This window comes from Pseudoalteromonas sp. 23_GOM-1509m (assembly GCF_000518425.1).
Taxonomy (GTDB): domain Bacteria; phylum Pseudomonadota; class Gammaproteobacteria; order Enterobacterales; family Alteromonadaceae; genus Pseudoalteromonas; species Pseudoalteromonas tetraodonis.
This window is the reverse complement of the sequence record NZ_KI912432.1, coordinates 456,666-476,632: the sequence shown is the minus strand read 5'-3', so window position 1 is coordinate 476,632 and position 19,967 is coordinate 456,666. Positions and strand designations below refer to the sequence as shown.

At 41.0% G+C, this 19,967-nt stretch carries 19 protein-coding genes; 13 read left to right on the top strand and 6 right to left on the bottom strand.

Annotated elements, in window-relative coordinates; all coding sequences use genetic code 11:
- Positions 1 to 203: 203 nt before the first annotated feature.
- From N523_RS0112800 to N523_RS0112755, 10 genes are all read left to right on the top strand, one after another.
- Positions 204 to 1,385, top strand: coding sequence for a thiolase family protein (locus N523_RS0112800; RefSeq protein WP_028835265.1), 1,182 nt, complete (start codon positions 204 to 206; stop codon positions 1,383 to 1,385).
- Between the two features lie 70 nt (positions 1,386 to 1,455).
- Positions 1,456 to 2,946, top strand: a complete 1,491-nt coding sequence (locus N523_RS0112795) for a CoA-acylating methylmalonate-semialdehyde dehydrogenase (protein WP_028835264.1) — start codon at positions 1,456 to 1,458, stop codon at positions 2,944 to 2,946.
- A gap of 120 nt (positions 2,947 to 3,066) precedes the next feature.
- Complete coding sequence (locus N523_RS0112790; RefSeq protein ID WP_028835263.1) at positions 3,067 to 4,224, top strand: acyl-CoA dehydrogenase family protein; 1,158 nt, start codon at positions 3,067 to 3,069, stop codon at positions 4,222 to 4,224.
- Between the two features lie 10 nt (positions 4,225 to 4,234).
- Positions 4,235 to 5,014, top strand: a complete 780-nt coding sequence (locus N523_RS0112785) for an enoyl-CoA hydratase (RefSeq protein ID WP_028835262.1) — start codon at positions 4,235 to 4,237, stop codon at positions 5,012 to 5,014.
- A complete protein-coding gene (locus N523_RS0112780) occupies positions 5,014 to 6,171 on the top strand; it encodes an enoyl-CoA hydratase/isomerase family protein (protein WP_028835261.1) in 1,158 nt (385 codons plus the stop codon). Before N523_RS0112785 ends, N523_RS0112780 begins: the two co-directional genes overlap by 1 nt.
- Before the next feature lie 4 nt (positions 6,172 to 6,175).
- The gene (gene mmsB, locus N523_RS0112775) at positions 6,176 to 7,075 is read left to right on the top strand and encodes a 3-hydroxyisobutyrate dehydrogenase (protein WP_013464907.1); all 900 of its coding nucleotides are present in this window, start codon (positions 6,176 to 6,178) and stop codon (positions 7,073 to 7,075) included.
- Between the two features lie 9 nt (positions 7,076 to 7,084).
- Positions 7,085 to 7,855 (top strand): SDR family oxidoreductase, encoded by a 771-nt coding sequence (locus tag N523_RS0112770; RefSeq protein ID WP_028835260.1) that lies wholly within the window; start codon positions 7,085 to 7,087, stop codon positions 7,853 to 7,855.
- Positions 7,856 to 8,219: 364 nt separating this feature from the next.
- Positions 8,220 to 9,119 carry a hypothetical protein gene (locus N523_RS19080; protein WP_051440326.1) on the top strand — a complete coding sequence of 300 codons (900 nt, stop codon included), beginning with the start codon at positions 8,220 to 8,222 and terminating at the stop codon, positions 9,117 to 9,119.
- A gap of 34 nt (positions 9,120 to 9,153) precedes the next feature.
- Positions 9,154 to 9,837, top strand: coding sequence for a DUF4386 family protein (locus N523_RS0112760; RefSeq protein ID WP_028835258.1), 684 nt, complete (start codon positions 9,154 to 9,156; stop codon positions 9,835 to 9,837).
- Positions 9,838 to 10,215: 378 nt separating this feature from the next.
- Positions 10,216 to 10,767, top strand: a complete 552-nt coding sequence (locus N523_RS0112755) for a cytochrome b (RefSeq protein ID WP_010389965.1) — start codon at positions 10,216 to 10,218, stop codon at positions 10,765 to 10,767.
- A 49-nt stretch (positions 10,768 to 10,816) separates the two neighbouring features.
- Here the strand turns inward: N523_RS0112755 and N523_RS0112750 are convergent, their stop codons facing one another.
- Both N523_RS0112750 and N523_RS0112745 read right to left on the bottom strand, forming a co-directional pair.
- Positions 10,817 to 11,980 (bottom strand): methyl-accepting chemotaxis protein, encoded by a 1,164-nt coding sequence (locus N523_RS0112750; RefSeq protein ID WP_231485834.1) that lies wholly within the window; start codon positions 11,978 to 11,980, stop codon positions 10,817 to 10,819.
- Positions 11,981 to 12,547: 567 nt separating this feature from the next.
- Positions 12,548 to 14,065 (bottom strand): leucyl aminopeptidase, encoded by a 1,518-nt coding sequence (locus tag N523_RS0112745; RefSeq protein ID WP_028835256.1) that lies wholly within the window; start codon positions 14,063 to 14,065, stop codon positions 12,548 to 12,550.
- Positions 14,066 to 14,305: 240 nt separating this feature from the next.
- Here N523_RS0112745 and N523_RS0112740 point away from each other — a divergent pair, with 240 nt between their 5' ends.
- On the top strand, positions 14,306 to 16,123 hold the full coding sequence (locus N523_RS0112740) for a protein kinase domain-containing protein (RefSeq protein ID WP_016900339.1): 1,818 nt from the start codon (positions 14,306 to 14,308) through the stop codon (positions 16,121 to 16,123).
- Positions 16,124 to 16,181: 58 nt separating this feature from the next.
- Positions 16,182 to 16,613, top strand: a complete 432-nt coding sequence (locus N523_RS0112735) for a DUF3859 domain-containing protein (protein WP_028835255.1) — start codon at positions 16,182 to 16,184, stop codon at positions 16,611 to 16,613.
- Between the two features lie 63 nt (positions 16,614 to 16,676).
- On the opposite strand, the gene N523_RS0112730 is transcribed toward N523_RS0112735, so the two are convergent.
- The 3 genes from N523_RS0112730 to acuR form a co-directional block, all read right to left on the bottom strand.
- On the bottom strand, positions 16,677 to 17,093 hold the full coding sequence (locus N523_RS0112730) for a VF530 family DNA-binding protein (RefSeq protein ID WP_028835254.1): 417 nt from the start codon (positions 17,091 to 17,093) through the stop codon (positions 16,677 to 16,679).
- A 72-nt stretch (positions 17,094 to 17,165) separates the two neighbouring features.
- Complete coding sequence (acuI, locus tag N523_RS0112725) at positions 17,166 to 18,158, bottom strand: acrylyl-CoA reductase (NADPH) (protein ID WP_028835253.1); 993 nt, start codon at positions 18,156 to 18,158, stop codon at positions 17,166 to 17,168.
- A gap of 49 nt (positions 18,159 to 18,207) precedes the next feature.
- The gene (gene acuR, locus N523_RS0112720) at positions 18,208 to 18,843 is read right to left on the bottom strand and encodes an acrylate utilization transcriptional regulator AcuR (protein WP_016900341.1); all 636 of its coding nucleotides are present in this window, start codon (positions 18,841 to 18,843) and stop codon (positions 18,208 to 18,210) included.
- Positions 18,844 to 19,206: 363 nt separating this feature from the next.
- Here acuR and rmf point away from each other — a divergent pair, with 363 nt between their 5' ends.
- Positions 19,207 to 19,377, top strand: coding sequence for a ribosome modulation factor (gene rmf, locus N523_RS0112715; RefSeq protein WP_008114656.1), 171 nt, complete (start codon positions 19,207 to 19,209; stop codon positions 19,375 to 19,377).
- Positions 19,378 to 19,440: 63 nt separating this feature from the next.
- Here the strand turns inward: rmf and fabA are convergent, their stop codons facing one another.
- Positions 19,441 to 19,956 carry a bifunctional 3-hydroxydecanoyl-ACP dehydratase/trans-2-decenoyl-ACP isomerase gene (fabA, locus tag N523_RS0112710; RefSeq protein ID WP_008114654.1) on the bottom strand — a complete coding sequence of 172 codons (516 nt, stop codon included), beginning with the start codon at positions 19,954 to 19,956 and terminating at the stop codon, positions 19,441 to 19,443.
- Positions 19,957 to 19,967 lie beyond the last annotated feature (11 nt).

The following is a 19,967-nucleotide window of genomic DNA, read 5'->3' as shown; positions in this document are numbered from 1 at the left end:
ATAAACGTTATAAGCCATTTGTGGAGGTTGTCATACATTTTTAGCAAGCTTGCTTTACAGTTTTTACACTAATTAGAAAGTTGATTTTAGATTTACGTTGGCGTAAACGTAAATTTTATGTATGCTCGTATTTATCAGATCAGTTTAAACATTAAGCTAAACATAATAAAACATGTTTGCGGTAATTGAAAATGGAGCCTTTTATGTCTTTCGAAAGCGTTGTAATTGTAGCAGCAAAACGCACCCCAATGGGTGGATTTATGGGCGCACTAAGTGATGCGCAGTCTACCGAACTAGGTGCTACAGCTATTGCAGGTGCACTTGCTCAAACGGGTTTAAGCAATGATGCAATTGATGAAGTGATTATGGGCTGTGTATTGCCAGCTGGCTTAGGCCAAGCACCTGCACGTCAGGCCATGCTTAAAGCAGGGCTTTCACTGAGCACCGGCGCTACCACAATCAATAAAGTATGTGGCTCGGGTTTAAAAGCGGCCATGTTAGCGAATGACCTTATTAAAGCAGGTTCTATTGAATCAGCCATTGCCGGTGGTATGGAAAGTATGACTAATGCGCCGTATTTTATTCCTAAAGCACGTGGCGGCATGCGTATGGGCCACGGTGAAATAAAAGATCATATGATGAGCGATGGCCTTGAAGATGCTTACGACAATAAAGCAATGGGTTGTTTTGCTCAAGACACAGCCGATGAATACGGTATTGGTCGTGAGCAAATGGACGCGTTTGCACTGGGTTCGTTAAGTAAAGCAAACGCAGCCATAGAAAATGGTAGCTTTGACAACGAAATCGTCCCTCATACTATTAAAACCCGCAAAGGTGATGTAACAGTTTCAATTGATGAGCAACCTGGCAACGCACGACCTGAAAAAATTCCAAGCTTAAGAGCTGCATTTAAAAAAGACGGCACCATTACTGCGGCAAACTCATCGTCTATTTCAGATGGTGGTGCTGCGCTAATACTGATGAGCGAATCAAAAGCAAAAGCTGAGGGCTTAACACCACTTTGCAGAATTGTTGCTCACAGCACGCATTCTCAAAAACCAAGTGAATTTACCGTAGCGCCTGTTGGTGCAATGAACAGTGTGCTTGAAAAAGCAGGGTGGACAACCGCAGATGTTGACCTATGGGAAATTAACGAAGCGTTTGCCATGGTTACCATGCTAGCTATTAACGAATTAAAGCTTGATGAGAACAAAGTTAATGTTAACGGTGGCGCTTGTGCATTGGGTCATCCTATTGGTGCCAGCGGTGCGCGTATTTTAGTAACACTTATCCATGCACTTAAAAACCGGGATCTTAAAAAGGGCGTAGCCTCTTTATGTATTGGTGGCGGTGAAGCCGTTGCCATGGCCGTAGAAGCACTTTAACTAATAATAAAGCCGCAGCAACTATAACAAAAACGCTGCGGTACCCAATTTAATCAATAGGATTTTAATTATGCACCAAGTACCCTTACTCATTAACGGCGAATTTATTCAATCAACTTCAAATGAACTAATTGATGTTGTAAATCCTGCTAATCAAGAAGTGTTAGCGCAAGTACCTTGTGCTACAGACGCTGAAATGGACGCGGCTATTGCCTCTGCCAGCGAAACGTTTAAAACGTGGAAAGACGTACCAATTACAGAACGTGCGCGCATTATGATGAAATACGCAGCGCTGTTAAAAGAAAACCATGATGAATTAGCCACTATTATTTGTCATGAGCTAGGTAAAACATTTGAAGATGCAAAAGGTGATGTGTGGCGTGGTATTGAGGTAGTTGAACAAGCTGCTAATGCGCCATCGTTAATGATGGGCGAGACGATGGAAAACGTAGCGCGTAAAATCGATACCTATTCATACATGCAGCCACTAGGTGTATGTGCAGGTATTACCCCATTTAATTTTCCGGCAATGATCCCACTTTGGATGTTCCCACTGGCAATTGTGTGTGGTAATACCTTTATTTTAAAACCGTCTGAGCAAGACCCACTTACGCCTATGCGCTTAGCTGAGCTATTTATTGAAGCCGGTGCACCTAAAGGCGTGTTACAAGTTGTGCACGGTACAAAACCACAAGTAGACCGCTTATTAGAAGACAAAGCGGTTCGCGCTATTTCGTTTGTGGGTTCATGTGGTGTGGGTGCATACATTTATTCTAAAGGCACACAACACCTAAAACGTGTGCAAGCCTGTGTGGGCGCTAAAAACCACATGGTGATTATGCCTGATGCAAGCAAATCGCATGTTGTTAATAACTTAGTAGGCGCATCAGTTGGTGCGGCAGGCCAGCGTTGTATGGGTATTTCAGTGGCGGTATTTGTTGGCCAAGCAAAAGACTGGGTTGATGAAATTAAAGCGGGCTTTGAAGGTGTACGCCCAGGTGTATGGGATGATGCAGAGGCTGCATATGGCCCGCAAACATCACCTGCAGCAAAAGCGCGTATTTTATCACTGATTGCCGATGGTAAAGCACAAGGCGCAACCTGTTTAATTGATGGCTCTGATTTTACTGTTGAAGGGTTTGAGCAAGGTAACTGGGTAGGCCCAACGTTATTTACTGATGTAACCAAAGAGATGAACTTGTACAAAGAAGAGATTTTTGGCCCAGTACTGGCGTGTATGTTTGTAGATACGCTTGAAGAAGCCATCGCCCTTATTAACGAAAGCCCTTACGGCAACGGTACCTCATTATTTACCTCAAGTGGTGCGGCTGCGCGTAAATTCCAACACGAAATTGAAGTAGGCCAAGTGGGTATTAATGTGCCTATTCCTGTGCCTTTACCATTTTTCTCGTTCACGGGTTGGAAAGGCTCATTCTACGGCGATACTCACACCTATGGTAAACAAGGTATTCGTTTTTACACAGAAACTAAAACAATTACCTCTCGTTGGTTTGAGGATGACATTGCCTCAGGTCCAAACATGAGTATTAATCTTAAATAATATTGCACTGAATAATTAATAAAAAAGAGGGGCACAACACACAGTGTTGTCGCTCCTCACTAATTACTCCCGTTATGGGATGATCTGACAACAAACAAAACACACTTAAAGAGGTCTACCATGGACTTTAACTTATCTGAAGATCAACAAGCCTTTGCGCAAACCGCTCGCCAATTCGCAGAGTCTGAACTAGCACCACACGCTGCCAAGTGGGACCGCGAACATATTTTTCCTAAAGACACAATAAAAGCCGCTGGTGAGCTAGGTTTTTGTGGTTTATACACCCCAGAAGAAGCCGGTGGCTTAGGTTTATCTCGCTTAGATTCAAGCATTATTTTTGAACAGCTGGCGATGGGCTGTACGGCAACAACGGCCATGTTAACTATTCATAATATGGCAACCTGGATGATCGCAAGCTTTGGTACCGATACCATAAAAGAGCAATATGTTGAACAATTAGTAATGGGTGAGTTGTTAGCCTCTTACTGTTTAACTGAGCCAGGCTCTGGCTCTGATGCTGCGTCATTAAAAACTAAAGCCGTGCGTGATGGTGATGAATATGTTATTAACGGCTCAAAAATGTTTATTTCTGGCGCCGGTGAAACCGAAATATTAGTGGTAATGGCGCGTACGGGAGCCGACGGCCCTGGTGGTATTTCGGCTTTTGTTGTACCTGCAGATGCACAAGGCGTTGAATACGGTAAAGCAGAAGAAAAAATGGGGTGGAATGCACAGCCCACACGTTTAATTAGCTTTGAAGATGTGCGTATTCCAGCCGCAAACTTATTAGGCCAAGAAGGTGAAGGCTTTAAATTTGCAATGCAAGGTTTAGACGGCGGCCGTATTAATATTGCCACTTGCTCTATTGGTACAGCACAAGCGGCACTTAATACCGCACGTGAATATTTAAAAGAGCGAACTCAATTTGGCAAGCCATTGGCTGCGTTTCAAGCGCTACAATTTAAAATTGCTGATATGAATACCGAGCTTGTAGCAGCACGCCAAATGGTGCGCTTAGCGGCGTTTAAACTCGATACTAACGACAGTGAAAAAACCACTTATTGTGCGATGGCTAAACGCTTTGCAACCGATGTAGGTTTTACTGTTTGTAATGATGCGCTGCAAATTCACGGTGGTTACGGATACATAAAAGAATATCCGCTTGAGCGCCATGTTAGAGATGTACGTGTTCATCAAATTCTTGAGGGCACTAACGAAATTATGCGCGTGATTATTGCGCGTCGTATTTTAGCCGAATCAGCCAGCGAAGTTTTATAAGGAGATTAGTATGTCAAATCCTAGCATTGAATTAACTATTGAAGGTCATGTTGCTATTTTAACCATGTCGAATCCGCCAGCGAATACCTGGACGAAAGACACCTTAGTGGCGCTTAAAGACACGGTTAACCAATTAAATACCAATAAAAATATTTATGCGTTAGTACTGACTGGTGAAGGCGAGAAGTTTTTTAGCGCCGGTGCCGACCTCAATGTATTTGCCAGTGGCGATAAAGGTGTAGCTGCAGATATGTCACGTGTATTTGGTGAAGCGTTTGAAGCGCTAACTAATTTTAGAGGTGTGTCGGTTGCAGCCATTAATGGCTATGCAATGGGTGGCGGCCTTGAAGTAGCGCTTGCTTGTGATATTCGTATTGCAGAAGAGCAAGCACAAATGGCGTTACCTGAAGCAAAAGTGGGTTTATTACCGTGTGCTGGTGGAACGCAAAACTTAGCATGGCTCGTAGGTGAAGGCTGGGCAAAACGCATGATTTTATGCGGTGAGCGCTTAAAAGCCGATAAAGCCCTGCAAATTGGTTTAGTAGAAGAAGTGGTTGCACAAGGTGAAAGTTTTGCCGCATCATTAAAACTGGCAAACCAAGTAGCAGAGCAAAGTCCATCGTCGGTTGCTGCATGTAAAACCTTGATTCAAAAAGGGCGTCATCAACCAATGGCGAATACATTGCCACTGGAGCGTGAACTGTTTGTTGGTTTATTTGATACCGAAGATCAGCAAGAGGGCGTGAACGCCTTTTTAGAAAAACGTAAAGCTATTTGGGTGAATGGCTAATGACAGAACTTACTCGTTTAAATTCAGCTGATGCTGCCGTGGTATTTGAAACGGCAACCTCAGACAATGGCCGACTCATTGGTTTTGCAACCTTAAATGCGCCTAAATCGTTAAATGCCCTTAATTTTGAAATGATCAGCTTACTCGAGCCGCAACTACAGCAATGGGACAAAGACGATAACATTGCATTAGTGGTTCTTAAAGGCGCTAGTGAAAAAGCATTTTGTGCCGGTGGCGATGTAGTGAGCTTACACAAAGCAATGAGTGAGGGAAAACCGAGCTCACTGGTTGAAGAATTTTTTACTCAAGAGTATCAGCTCGATTACCTAATTCACTGTTACAACAAACCCATTTTAGTGTGGGGTAACGGGATTGTAATGGGCGGCGGTTTAGGTTTAATGGCCGGTGCTAGCCACCGTGTGGTTACCGAAACATCACGCATTGCCATGCCAGAGCAAACCATTGGGCTTTACCCTGATGTAGGTGGCAGTTATTTTTTACATAAAATGCCCGCCCATGTTGGTTTGTTTTTAGGGCTGACCTCGGCATCTATAAATTGTGAAGACGCTAAGCTTGTATCGCTTGCCGACCACTTTGTAAATGCCGACAAGTACCCAGAGCTTGTTGAAGCATTACTCAATACTAAATGGGGTAAAACAGCAAGTTTAAATCACGACAAGCTAAGTACCTTGCTTATTGAGTTAGATAACAACTCTAGCCGTATGCCAAAAGGCAATTTAAAAGCCAACTTATCGCTAATTCAAAAGTTAGGTGACTTTGACACGTTACAGCAGCAGGTAGATTACATTTTAAATCTAAACACTGATGATAAATGGCTACAACGCGCACAAAAATCGTTGGCGCATGGTTGCCCATTAAGTTGTGCCTTAGTGAGTGAGCAGCTCAAACATAGCAAAGGTAAAAACTTAGCTGAGTGTTTTAAAATGGAATTGGGCATGTCGGTTCGTGCCGGTGAAGTGGGCGAGTTTCAAGAAGGTGTACGTGCCTTACTAATCGATAAAGACGGTGCGCCACAGTGGCAGTTTAAAACGTTAGCTGATGTACCAAAAGAAGTGGTAGAGAGCTTTTTTGCAAATCGCTTTGGCGAGCAACATCCGCTAGAACCGTACTTTTCACAACTAAATTTACAAGGGTAAAGCGATGAGTAAACTTAATATAGGATTTATTGGTTTAGGAAACATGGGCGGCCCAATGGCAGCAAACTTAGTTAAAGCTGGCCACAGCGTGCGCGTGTTTGACTTAAGTGCAGAGGCCGTTAAAGAGCTTGTGAATCATGGGGCTAGTGCGGCGCAAAGCGCCAGTGACTGTGCTCACGAGGCTGATGTGCTAATTAGCATGCTACCGGCAAGCAAACATGTTAAATCACTTTATTTAGGCACAGACGAGCAATCGGGTTTAATTAAAGTACTGAGTAAAAGTACCTTAGTGATTGATTGTTCAACTATAGATGCACAATCAGCACGTGACGTTGGCCATGCCCTAAGTGAGCAAGGTATTGCGTTTGTTGATGCACCGGTATCGGGTGGTGTAGCAGGTGCAACAGCAGGAACGCTTACGTTTATCGTTGGTGGTGAGCAAGCTGCATTCGATAAAGCCAATACGGTATTAGTCGATATGGGTAAAAACATATTCCATGCTGGTGATATTGGTGCAGGGCAAGTTGCCAAAATATGTAACAATATGCTGTTGAGTATTTTAATGGCAGGCACCAGTGAAGCCATTCAAATGGGCATTAATAACGGCCTCGACGCAAAAGTACTCAGCGACATAATGAGCGCAAGCTCGGGTCGAAACTGGACGTTAGAACTTTATAACCCCTGCCCAGGCGTTATGGAAACCGCACCAGCTAGTAACGACTATAAACCTGGCTTTATGGTCGATTTAATGGCTAAAGACTTAGGCCTTGCTATGGAAGCAGCGCAACAAAGTAATTCACTGACTCCAATGGGCTCAATGGCTAAAAATTTATACACTATGATGCAGCATCAAGGTGCAGGCAGTGATGATTTTAGTGCCATTTTTAAATTGTTTTCGAAGTAGGAAAGTATTGTGGAAATAAAAAATAATACCGTAGTTATTACCGGTGGCGCACAAGGCTTAGGTTTTGCAATGGCGCAAAAGTTTGCCTTAATGGGCGCTAATATTGCCTTAATTGATATGGCGCAAGCCCAGTTAAATGAAGCAACCGAGCAGCTATCTGCATTAGAAGGCGTAACAGGCACTATTAAAGGCTACAGCGCCAATGTAACCGTTGAGAGCGAAATTGAAGACGTTTTTAATACCATTAACAGTGACTTTGGTCACATTGGGGTATTAATTAATAACGCCGGCATTTTACGCGATGGTATGTTTATAAAAGCCAAAGACGGCAAAGTGGTTAAAAAAATGTCGCTTGAACAATTTCAATCAGTGATTGACGTTAACCTAACAGGCGTATTTTTAGCAGGGCGCGAAGCGGCTAGCCACATGATTGAATCAGACAAAGGCGGCGTAATTGTAAATATGTCGAGTGTAGCGCGTGCGGGTAATATTGGCCAAACTAACTATGCTGCTTCAAAAGCCGGTGTTGTGGCACTCACCACTACATGGGCTAAAGAGCTTGGCCGTTTTGGTATTCGCGTTGGCGCCATTGCCCCAGGTGTTATTAGCACCGCAATGACCGATGTAATGAAGCCAGAAGCCAAACAGCGCATGCTTGCTGTAACACCAGTAGGGCGCTTAGGTGAAACCGCTGAAATAGCCCATACTGCTCAGTATATTATCGAAAACGACTTTTTCACTGGCCGTGTAGTAGAGATAGACGGTGGTATACGTTTGTAAACTAATATTTATAAACGTATGAGTGTTAGTTGATTAAAAAGCACAGCCCTTTGGGTTGTGCTTTTTTTGTTTTAAATCGCAGCATTATAATTTAATCATGGTTAGAAACAGGGGTTTCATAAACGATATTTAACTTAAAAAGAAGTGCTGTGTTTATAGACAGTTAATGGTGTTTTGTCCAATAACATTATTAAAAGTCGTTTTGGTGTATTTTAACAACGATAATTTTATAACTTGCGTAATAACTTGTTTACATAAAAGTTATTTAGTGGAATTATTGAGCCATGTAATATACGCCGTTTTGGGGTTTTATAACCCCCAAAAGTGGTGTTCAATAAGCTGTTAGCTTTAGAAAGGAAGCTATATGTCAAAAGAGCAAGACTGCAATAGTCGTAATATCCCCCTCCCTATTCAGCGCGAGGTGCGGCAGAGGTGTGGTTTCGGCTGTGTTATTTGCGGAATGCCTCTCTATGAATATGAACACATGGAAGAGTGGGCTAACGTCAAGCGTCATGTTGCTGAAGAAATAACACTACTATGTGATCAACACCATAGAGAGAAAACTGGTGGACTTCTCCCTAAAGAAGTAGTTAGAGAGGCTGATTCAAATCCATTTAATCTACGCGAAGGTGTTTCTAAACCATACAGCCTTCATTTTTCGGGAAAGACTGCTGAAATTGAGATTGGTGGGAATAGTTTCACTTGCGAAGATCAAGGGTATGGAACAGCAATGGTACCTATAAGTGTAGATGGTACGCCTTTGGTTGGACTGGTTATGGCTGATGGACACTTCCTTCTAAATCTTGTCATTTTTGATGAGTTCAATGCTCCCGTTCTTCACATTAAGAATAATCAACTTTTTTACTCCACAGAACCATGGGATATACAGCTTGTAGGAACGAGGCTGGCTGTTCGGGAAGCACATCGAAAGATACTTATTGAAATTGATTTTCAACCACCAAATAAGGTTGTGATTAATCGGGGCCGATTCTTAAGAAATGGTGTTGAAATTCTTGTAAAGCCAAGCAACATCTTGGTCACGAATAACGCCACGTTGATTCGTGGCTGTCGTGCCCACAATTGCCACGGCGGCTTGATCGTTGGTCATCATGAACAACGCATGGGGGGCTTTATGGCACTTGAAAGCCTTCCTAGGTATCTTGGTGATCGCTCAGAGGCGCTTAAATTTGAGCGCGAATCGATGGCTGAATTTAAAGCTAACAAATCAAGTAATGCAGACGGCGCAAGCGCCGCCGATTCTTGAGGCGTTAGCAATACAACAAACGGGGTTTCGCAAAATGAAGAGTCTACAAAAACTAGCTGGTATCGCAGCAATTTTCCAAGGGCTTATTTACATAGCAGCCTTTGTGTATTTTGGGGCTTTTTGGTCATATCCAGTTGATGGTAGTCCAGTCGAAAAAATGACCTACATGGCAGAAAATCAACTTCTATTTTCAATGATCTATTTTCTAATGTACGTGGTGTTTGGCATTTTTCTGGCCATACTCGTTATTGGTATGTATGAGAGGCTTAAACATAAAGTTAATCCCTTAATTACTATTGGATCTCTATTCGGGGGCATTTGGGTCGGTCTGGTGATCGCAAGTGGAATGATTTCGAATATCGGGCTTGATCATGCAATCGATCTGATGGATGCAAATCCAGAAAAAGCCCTTGATATGTGGATAATCGTTTCAGTGATAACAGAAAGTATAGGTGGTGGAAATGAATTAGTTGGCGGACTTTGGGTTCTATTGATTAGCGTAGCAGCTATACAAGAAGGTAGATTACCCCGGTCACTTAACTATCTCGGATATTTTGTAGGCATAGCGGGCATTGCAACGATTTATCCTGACAAACTATTTACTGAAATATTTGGCGTATCACAAATTGTTTGGTTTATTTGGTTGGGTATATGTTTACTAACCGAGGAAAATGCTAACAAATCAATCCAGCAGACCGCTAACGGGTCGGCTGATTGAAACCAAAGAATCAAAGGGGTCAAATCTTGACTTCAGACATCAAAGAGCGAACTGTACAAGCATTGGTTAGCATACAAAGATTGACGATCTAGAAATTCATTCAATTCTAACGGTTTATTACTTTTAAACACATGTTAATTGTTTAAAACGGTAACTTAAGGTTGCCTTTTTTTTATGCCTACTATTTAAGTTTATTTTAAGTTTGCTCAATTATCTTATTAATACTCAAATTCAAGAACCTTTAAACCATGCATCTGATTTACTGACTCATTTTATGTTTCAGATCATTAAGCTGTGAGTGATTAAAGGTTAGGCTGTAAACATGTACTTATACGCATAAGTGAGCTTTTAACTTTAATCCGTTTATAAGGAGGTATTATGAATTTTAAAAACACAGATACTCATTACAATACACTCTCTGTTGCTTTACATTGGTTGATGTTTATTTTAATTGTGACTGTGTACGGCAGTATTGAACTTCGCGAATTATTTGATAAAGGCACTGAAACCCGTGATGCTTTTAAAATGTGGCATTTTATGTTGGGTTTATCGGTTTTAGCTTTAGTCAGCGTGAGGGTAGTTGCGCGTGTAGTGGGCGGCTCGGTACCAGCTATACACCCTGAGCCTGCAAAGTGGCAAGATAAGTTAGCTAAATTTGTACACCTTGCGCTGTATGTGTTTATGTTTGCTATGCCAATTGCGGGTTGGTTAATATTAAGTATGGCAGGTAAACCTGTGCCATTTTTTGGTTTAGAGCTGCCTCCATTGGCAAGTGAAAACAAAGAGCTGGGTAAAACCATTAAAGAAATACACGAAACAGCGGGCGAAGTTGGTTATTACGTAATAGGCTTACATGCGGCGGCTGCATTATTTCATCATTACATTTTGGCTGATAACACCTTTAAACGTATGCTGTTTTCTAAAAAATAAACACATCACATATAAAAAGGGAGACCATGTGTCTCCCTTTTTATATTAATTAATGATTTGTACTTTTAAACCCTATTCTAAATCCGCCCCAATGTTTACCGTTTACATAAATTGGCACCGAGAGGTCATGCAGTATTTCACCGGTATCACGTTTATAGGTTTGTAATAAAAAGCTTTCGGTGTGGCTACCACAGCGAATTCCTGTCGGGTCATTAAAAATACGTTTAGTACGGTTGTTTACTAAATCTTTTTCAAAGTTACCGGTTAGGGCTTGGCTATAGCGTTTGTTATGAGTAGGAAAGTAGCCCTTAGTATCAACGGCTCCTGCAAAAATTATGTCTTTATTTTCCAGTATTGGTTCTTGAATAGCCGGCAGTGATTGATCTGTAAGTTTATCGTAATCGGTTGTGTACTTGGTTGGATTAGTATTCTCGATGGGTTTATAGTTTTGCGAAAAAAGTTGTTGCTGGGTTATTTTTCCGCTTTGGATCCAACCCTCAAAACATTCGCCAATTGCTTTACTGGCGTGTTTAGCCGATATCAGGATTGGTTTAAAGAATGCGTCATACTCTATGTTTTCAAGCTCTCTAAATATTGATTCTGATCCCAGCGATAAAGAAGACGCTTGCTGAGAAATTGTACTGCCTTTTTTAGTAACTTCGCCCAATAAACTACTGATGCTAGTGACTGAGCTATTTATTTGGGTGGTTGCATGCTGAAATGCAGAAACAGACTGATGCATACTATCAAGCGCGGTAGATGAGGCACCAATATCTTGGTTAATTGTTAAAAAGGATTGGGTCACGTTTTCAAGCTCTGATTTTACAGAAATACTTTGCTGTGAAACCTGCTTCATATCTTCATTGGTTTTTATACTGTTGGCGTTAATGTCTGTGAGCATGTCAGCAATTTGTTTGGTTGCTTCATTGGTTTTATTTGCAAGGTTACGCACTTCGTCGGCAACAACCGCAAAACCACGACCTTGCTCACCTGCACGAGCGGCCTCTATGGCTGCATTTAAAGCAAGTAGGTTGGTTTGCTCTGCAATGTTTTGAATAACTTGGGTAATGCTTTGTATATCACTGGCACTTTTTAATAATAAATCTAATTGCTGGGCCACTTTATCTATAGAGCCAGATAACGAATCAATTTGGCTGGTGGCCGTTTGTAAGCGGCTATCGGCAGAGCTTGAGGCTTGCGCTGTTTGTACCATTGCTTGATTAATAGTGGTCATGCTGTCACTGAGTTCAGTACTATTTTGTGAAAGCTCGTGTGTGGCAAGCCCGACAGTTTCACTCTCGTTATAACAAGCGTCTATTTCTTTAGATAAGCTATCAACATAAAATGACACTTCAGCTGCGCCTATGGCATTTTTTGAGGTGGCTTTGGTAATGTTTTGTGCAATTTTGTTATTGAACGACTGCACGGCACCTAGTGACGAATTGTTATTTGCTGATTCAGATTTTGCTGGTTTTATATAAAAAATTGCAGATAACAGCACTATAATTGCTGCAGCAATGGTGGAGAGCTGTTCAAAATAGAAAAGAAAACAAATGCTTAAATAAAAAATGCTGTAGAGCAGGTAGGTTATTTTCATTCCTTTGACCTCGTTACTAATTGTTCCTTCTATCTTTGACTATAAATCAAACAAAATCAAATAATAAACACACTTTTAAGGATTTATTAATAGTGATGTATTGAGCTCTATAAAACTGTTTTAGTACAAAAAGCGCCAAAGTAGTAAACCTACTTTGGCGCTTTTATTAGTATTAATAAACAATTAGTTAGCTAATAACCATTCGCTTAATAAGCGAACACCAAACCCCGTTCCCCCTGGTGAAAGCTCATCTTTACCTTTTTTCACTAAGGCATTACCTGCAATATCGATATGCACCCAACGGGTATCGCCAGCAAAATGCTCTAAGAAAGTGGCAGCAGTGGTTGCACCTGGGCCACCTGAACCCACATTTGTTAAATCAGCTATGTCAGACTCCAACATATCTTTATACCCTAAAGGTAGGCGCCATAGGTTTTCGTTTACTTGTTTACCGGCTACCGTTAGTTGAGATACTAGCGTATCGTCATCTGAGAACACTGCTGCATATTCATTGCCTACAGCACGGATTTTTGAACCGGTGAGTGTTGCAACATCAATCATAATTTCTGGTTTGTAGTGCTCACGTGCATACCACATAGCATCACTTAATACTAAGCGTCCTTCGGCGTCGGTATTTAAAATTTCAACACTTAAGCCCTCAGCGGTGCGAACAACATCGCCTGGGGCTACAGCGAACTGCGATACCATATTCGCAGCCATGCCCATAACGGCTACTACGTTTTTGTCAGCTTTAGCTAACGCCATTGCTTTAACTGTACCAAGCACTGCAGCAGCACCGGCCATGTCTGACTTCATACGTGCAATAGATGCACCGGTTTTAATGCTGTAACCACCTGAGTCAAACGTAATGCCTTTACCAACAAGGGCAATAGGGGCATCGTCAGACCCTTTATAATGGGCAACCACTAAACGGGCACCTTGCTGGCTACCTCGACCAACAGCTTCTAATGCACCCATACCCAGTTCTTTTATTTCTTTAGGCTCCAATACTTTGATGGTTACGCCCAAAGATGCTAATTCTTTTGCCGCATTAGCAAAATCAACAGGTGTCATTTCGGTAGCGAATTCAGAGGTTAAATCGCGGGCTAAAAAAACACCAGCTTGAATACTTTCTAATTGGGTGTAAAGCTTGCGAGTTTGCTTAGTGTTATCAACATCAAATGTGTAGCTAACTGTTTCAGTGTTTGGTTCTTTTTTATAGTTTTCAAAACGATGATCGCGTAAGTTTGCACCATGGGCAAAGTTAGCAGCAAGTAATGCATTGTCACTTACACCGGTTACATCTTCAAATACAACGCTGGCAGTGCCTACTTTGGCTTTAACTAGTTGAGCGTGAATATTACCGCCTAACTTAGCTGCTTTTGCTTTATCAAGCTCGCTAGTTTTACCAGTACCTACGACTAAAACGCGGTTGTAGTTACTTTTACTTGGCGCAATAAGTTGTGCCACTTTAGCGTAATCGCCGGTAAAATTTTCTATATCAATAACGCGTTGCAATTGGCCATCGAACTGCTTGTCGAGCGCTTTAAATTGGCTGTTATTTCCATCTTGGCTATAAAATACAACCAGCGTATTTGCATCGCTGTTCACTTTTGAAGAAAAATTAAAGTCTGCGGCTTGGGCATTCATGCACATACTCAGAGCAAGCGCGATTGAAGAGGCTTTTATAATACGTTTCATTTTTTTAACCTAAGAATAATATAAAGGTGTGTTTTACCCTATTTACGATGCTGTGGTTAAGTAGGATACGGCGAAATAGCAAATAACAGCGATATATGTCTAAACCATTACTAAATATCATGACATAACGGCTTGATAAACATATTGTGATGCTTAAAGGTTTAATTAACACAATGCTCGCGTTACTATCAAATATAAAGGTAACACTGCGCTTTTAACAACTAACCTAGAGAACCCGCATTGAAAGCTAAAGAAATTCGCAATTTTTATATCAACGAAGAGCAGTCGGTTTATTTGCTGTCACACCGTGATGCAAAAAAACATCGTCAGTGGCTTAATATTTGTATTAAACAGCTCACTTTGCTTGGGTATAAAAAGGTAGAAATGATTGGCTCAGGGGCATTTGGGTTTGTATTTGCAGGGGATGATGAACATGGCCTGCCTTGGGTGTTTAAGTTTTCTAGAATTACGCTCGCGCAAAGTGTACGTGATCGCCTTGAAGATGAAGCGTATATGCTTTCGCAAATCAAAAATCCCTTAGTGCCAACATTTTATGGTTTTGAGCGAATAAAAAAACAAGGTATTTTGATGATGGCGCGCGCCATTGGTGAAGACCTTGAAAAAGTATCACTAAAGCAAGGGCGCTTACCGGCCGCCAAAATAATGAGCTTAGCGGTTAAATTAAGAAATGTGTTGCTTGATTTACGTCGTCATAAAAATGGTTTAAGCCCGCAGCCTATTGTACATGGTGATATTAAACCCTCTAACTTGGTGTGGGATGAAAATGAAAAGCAGCTTTCATTGGTTGACTGGGGAAGCTCTGTTTATGCCCAAGTAGATGAACAAGGAAACCCAATTGCCAGTAATTTTATGGATTTAATGTCAGGTGACTTAAGTACCACTAACGCACGAATGGGTGATGTTTATTTTATAGGTGATGCGCAAATGTCGGGTGAAAAGTCGTCCCCTCGTTTTGATGAGCAAGGGGTTGCATCAACGCTATATGCACTTGCCTCAGCGCAGTCTTGCCGATTTGGTGCTCAGGCTATACCGGCCAGTAGTTTAATGTTACCTAAGGAGCTGGCAAACGTTATCGATGGCATGCTTTCAAAAGAACGGTTAGTAAGAGACAAAGCAGGTGACTATTTTATGCGTAACATAGAAACCATGGCAAAAGCGTATTTACCACAACTACCAAAAACAGAAACTAAAGCGGCAATTCCGTTTTGGTTTAGCCAAGACCCCGAACCCGAAACCGTAGTTTATAGCTCTAGAAAACAATTTTTACGCCAAGCCGACCATAAACAGCAATTACTCGATGTAAACGATGCTCAGCTTGATAGGTATTATAAAGAGTTTTTATTTGATACTGGGGATACCGAAAAAGCGTTTTTAGCCTCTATTAGCCGCTTAGCTAAATATCCTGTAGTAGGAGGGCTCAGCTTTCATTGGAAAGATGAATCTTTGTATGTTGAATCGTCACTCATTATGCATGACGAGACCCTAGCAACCGCATTTACCGATGCGGTAAACAATACTGTAATGTTAGCCCAGGCTATTAGCCAAAAAGGCTTATTTAAGTGTTGTTTATTTGATGCCCGTAAAACGATTCAACTAGAGCGCGATGGCACCGGTGCATTTAAATTTAACCAGTTACCAGAGCTTGATTATGAAGTGGTTAATGTAAAAGCCAGCGATGTAACCCGTCCGCATTCATATTTTGAAGATGGTAAAGACCCCGATGAGCAATTGCAACTGCCTAAAAAAGTGATTAAATGTGTATTTGAGCTAAACCAGATACATCATACCGGCTGTATTATTTTTGAAGCGCTGCCAGATAGGATGAAAATTCACCATTACTACAGATTACTTGATGCCAGCAAAGAAGTAGAATTTAAACGTTTACTAAATAAGCTTATGCAATACGCGGTAAATATTACCGATGTGGGGGTCGCTGGCTTTATGAAGTTACCTTATAAAAACACCCGTGAGTTCGGTTTATGTGAACAACAACCAAGCAATTATTACCCAAAAAATCCAAAGCAACTACTTAATTAATAAACCGCTCGCTTAAGCTGGTGGTTTAAAAATTGAAAGTACAAAAATAGAAAGTTCAATGGCAAAATCTAAACCACAAATTACATTACAAAGTTTCGGCATATATAGTCACTGGGACAAAGACAGTAAATCGCTACCGCAAATTACTCAATTCACTACGCAAGTCAAAGCAGAACTTGATGTAGAATTTGGTCTGATAGTTAATATTAAAAAAGCTAAAGGCGAAAAACTATATTTTTGTATTTACCACCCAGGTATTATAGATACCAATGGCGAAGTGATGCTGCCTTTTGAGGGTATTGTATATGTTAAAGACAACGACTGGTCGTTTTATTTAGGCGATACGGTATGGGAGCCTATTGAGGATAAAATAGGTGACTGGCGTATGACCTTATCTTTAGCGGGGAAAGTCATTGCGGATAAAACATTTAATCTTATCAATGAAAAAACCAAAACTGAAGACGACTTTTGGAAATACCGCGGTTATTAATTACTACAGTTTGCAGTAACGCAAGAGCTAACGTTTATTGTTAACTCTTGCCTAAAAGGTGTATTAGTTACCCCAAGGGTTACTTGAATTTGAACGTTGCTTACGGGTACGCGCACGTTGTTTTGCTGCTTTTTTTTCTTGAATACGTTTTGCATCAGAAAAGCTTAACTCGCAAGGCTCACCTGGTTTATCGCCTTCAGGAATAATGCGGTCGCGTGGAGGCAGTTCGTATTGTGCGTCATCTGGGCGAGGTAAGTTTTTAAGGCGGTACAAATAGAAATTATCTACTTTTTGTTGTGCCCACTCGGTTTTACGCAAAAATTTAACTGCAGATTTAATGTCAGGGTTATTTTTAAAGCAGTTAAGTTGTAAGTAGGCATGCAGGAGTTCCCACCCATATTGCTCAACCAGTTCTTCAACCACTTGCTCTAATTTAACGCCTTGCAGTGGGTTATTACTGAAAAGTTCTTGGTTGCTCATAGGTGCTTTCTCGTTATTAAAAAATCAGCGAACATTATAAATTTAATAACGAGAGTTTAGTAGCAAAAATGCTTAACTTTGACAATTAACCACTACACGACCACGAATTTGGCCCTGCATTAGTTGCTCGGCGCTTTCAATGACTTGATCAAGATTTATTTCAGTTGAAATTTTATCCAAGTAATCGGCATTAACTAATGAAGCTAAACGATCCCATGCTTCAACACGATCCGCTTTAGGGCGCATAACGCTATCAATACCCATTAATGAAACCCCACGTAAAATAAATGGTGCAACCGAGGCCGGTAAGTCCATACCTTGAGCAAGCCCGCAAGCAGTAACAACCCCCCCATATTTAAGTGATGCACAAATATTTGCAAGTGTGTGACTACCTACAGAATCAATAGCTGCAGCAAAGCGTTCTTTTTGCAAAGGTTTACCAGGGTTAGAAAACTCATTTCTATCAATTACATTAGTTGCTCCTAATGATTTTAAATAGTCTGCTTGCTCCATACGACCTGTTGCAGCGGTGACTTGATAACCTAGCTGGCTTAGTAAATAAATAGCAAAACTGCCTACGCCACCATTAGCACCGGTCACTAAAATTTCACCTGACTCGGGAGTAACGCCTTGCTTTTCTAGTGCAATAACACTGAGCATTGCCGTATAACCGGCAGTACCAATTTGCATAGCTTGTTTAGGTGATAAGTTAGCGGGTAGGGGAATTAACCAATCACTGCTCAGTGCCGCTTTTTGAGATAAGCCACCCCAGTGTTTTTCGCCAACACCAAAACCATTTAAAATAACGTGGTCGCCACTTTTAAATTCAGCACTGTTGCTGCTAGTCACTGTACCCACTAAATCAATCCCCGGCACCATAGGAAAGCTACGTACAACAGGGCCTTTACCCGTGATGGCTAAGCCATCTTTATAATTTAAGGTACTGTAAAGCACATCAATTAATACATTTTCGTTTGGCAGATCGTCACTGTTTATGGTGCTTAGGGCTGCAGTGTATTTGTCGTCTTGCTTATCTATAACAATAGCTTTAATAGAATTGCTCATTAGATTTCCTTTTAGACCGATCGTCTTTAAATTAGTAATAAAAAATGCATTAACTGAGTAATGCGCGTAAAAACATTTCTGTGTATAAAGTAAGTGGCTTACTTGATTGGGTTAGTTTAGCTCGCATTACTGCGCCTTCCCAACCCACCCAAAAATATTCACTCATTTGTTCGGTATTAATGTGTGGATTAATAGTTTGTTGCTGCTGGGCTAAATCTAAACATCGTTTTAATTGTTGTTGCCAAGCGATGTAGCTTTGCATTAAACGGGTTTTAAAGTCGTCACTTAAATGATTAAGCTCTTGATTTAGGTTACCCACCAAGCACCCGCGTTTGTAATCATATTTTTGCATTCCAGCAATTGCGCTTTGTGTGAAATTAACAATGCGCTCAAGTGCGGGGACTTCAGATTGCTCTAGGTAAAATTTAAGTTTATTTATAAAAAAATCGTCGTAGGCATCAACAAGAGCCAAGCCATAGGCTTCTTTACTTTTAAAGTAATGATAAAAAGAGCCTTTTGGTACTTTTGCTTTTTTTAATATGGTATCGAGCCCGGTGGCACTAAAGCCAAACTCAGTTAAGGTTTCTAAGCCCACACGAATGAGCAGCGCTTTTGTATCGGCACTGTCTCTGGCTATTTTGGGTGGGCGGCCACGCCTAGTTGCAACTGCTGGTGTTTTGTTCATGCTTTATATTAGACCGATCGGTTTTAATTAATCAAGCTTTTATTTGGGATGTTTTTAAAACAGCTCTGACGTTCATTTTTTGATTACAAATTAATTGGGAACTTAAGGGTATATTGTTAGTCACAAATATGACACTTATGTGTTTTGAACCGATGTATCGGAACATTTTAATAAAGTTAAATAGGTTAAAGTTGAGCAATAAAATTATTTTTAAATTAATTTATCATTGCATCAGCAGCTTAGTTAAAGTCAAACAAATTAATTGTATTTTGTGTTTGAATTTAACATTTTTGTTAGCTATTTATTAAATGTAGATGAACTTAATGCTACAAAAATATAAATATAAAGGTGAGGATTTTACCGATGAAGAGACAGAAAAGAGATCGTTTAGAAAGAGCTCATTCTCAAGGTTTTAAAGCTGGTTTAGCTGGTCGCTCAAAAGAGCACTGCCCTTATCAACAAGTTGATCCTAAGTCTGAGTGGCTTGGTGGTTGGCGCGAGGCAATAGAAAATCGCAATATGTATAAAACATAAACTCACAACGAATTTAAGCAAAAAAGCCTCTAGTTAGAGGCTTTTCTGTTGCGTGCGTTAAAATTAAAACGCGCTAGTGTCTTGGAATAAGCCCACTTTTAAATCTTTTGCTTCGTATATAACGCGGCCGTCTACTTCAACAGTGCCATCAGCCATACCCATAAACAACTTACGTTTAATAACGCGTTTCATATCAAGACGGTAAGTTACTTTTTTTGCCGTTGGTAGAATTTGGCCAGTAAATTTAACTTCGCCTACACCTAATGCGCGGCCAAGACCAGGGCCACCAGACCAGCCTAAGAAAAACCCAACCAGTTGCCACATTGCATCTAAGCCTAAACAACCCGGCATTACAGGGTCGCCTTTAAAGTGGCAGTCAAAAAACCAAAGGCTAGGGTCAATATCTAGCTCAGCAATAATTTGGCCTTTACCGTGCTCACCACCATCATCGGTGATAGAGATGATACGATCCATCATTAACATGTTGTCACTTGGTAAACGACAATTTCCTTCACCAAACATTTCACCTTGACCACAAAGGATCAAATCTTCTTTTGTATAGCTATTTTTAGGTTCCATAACACTTTATC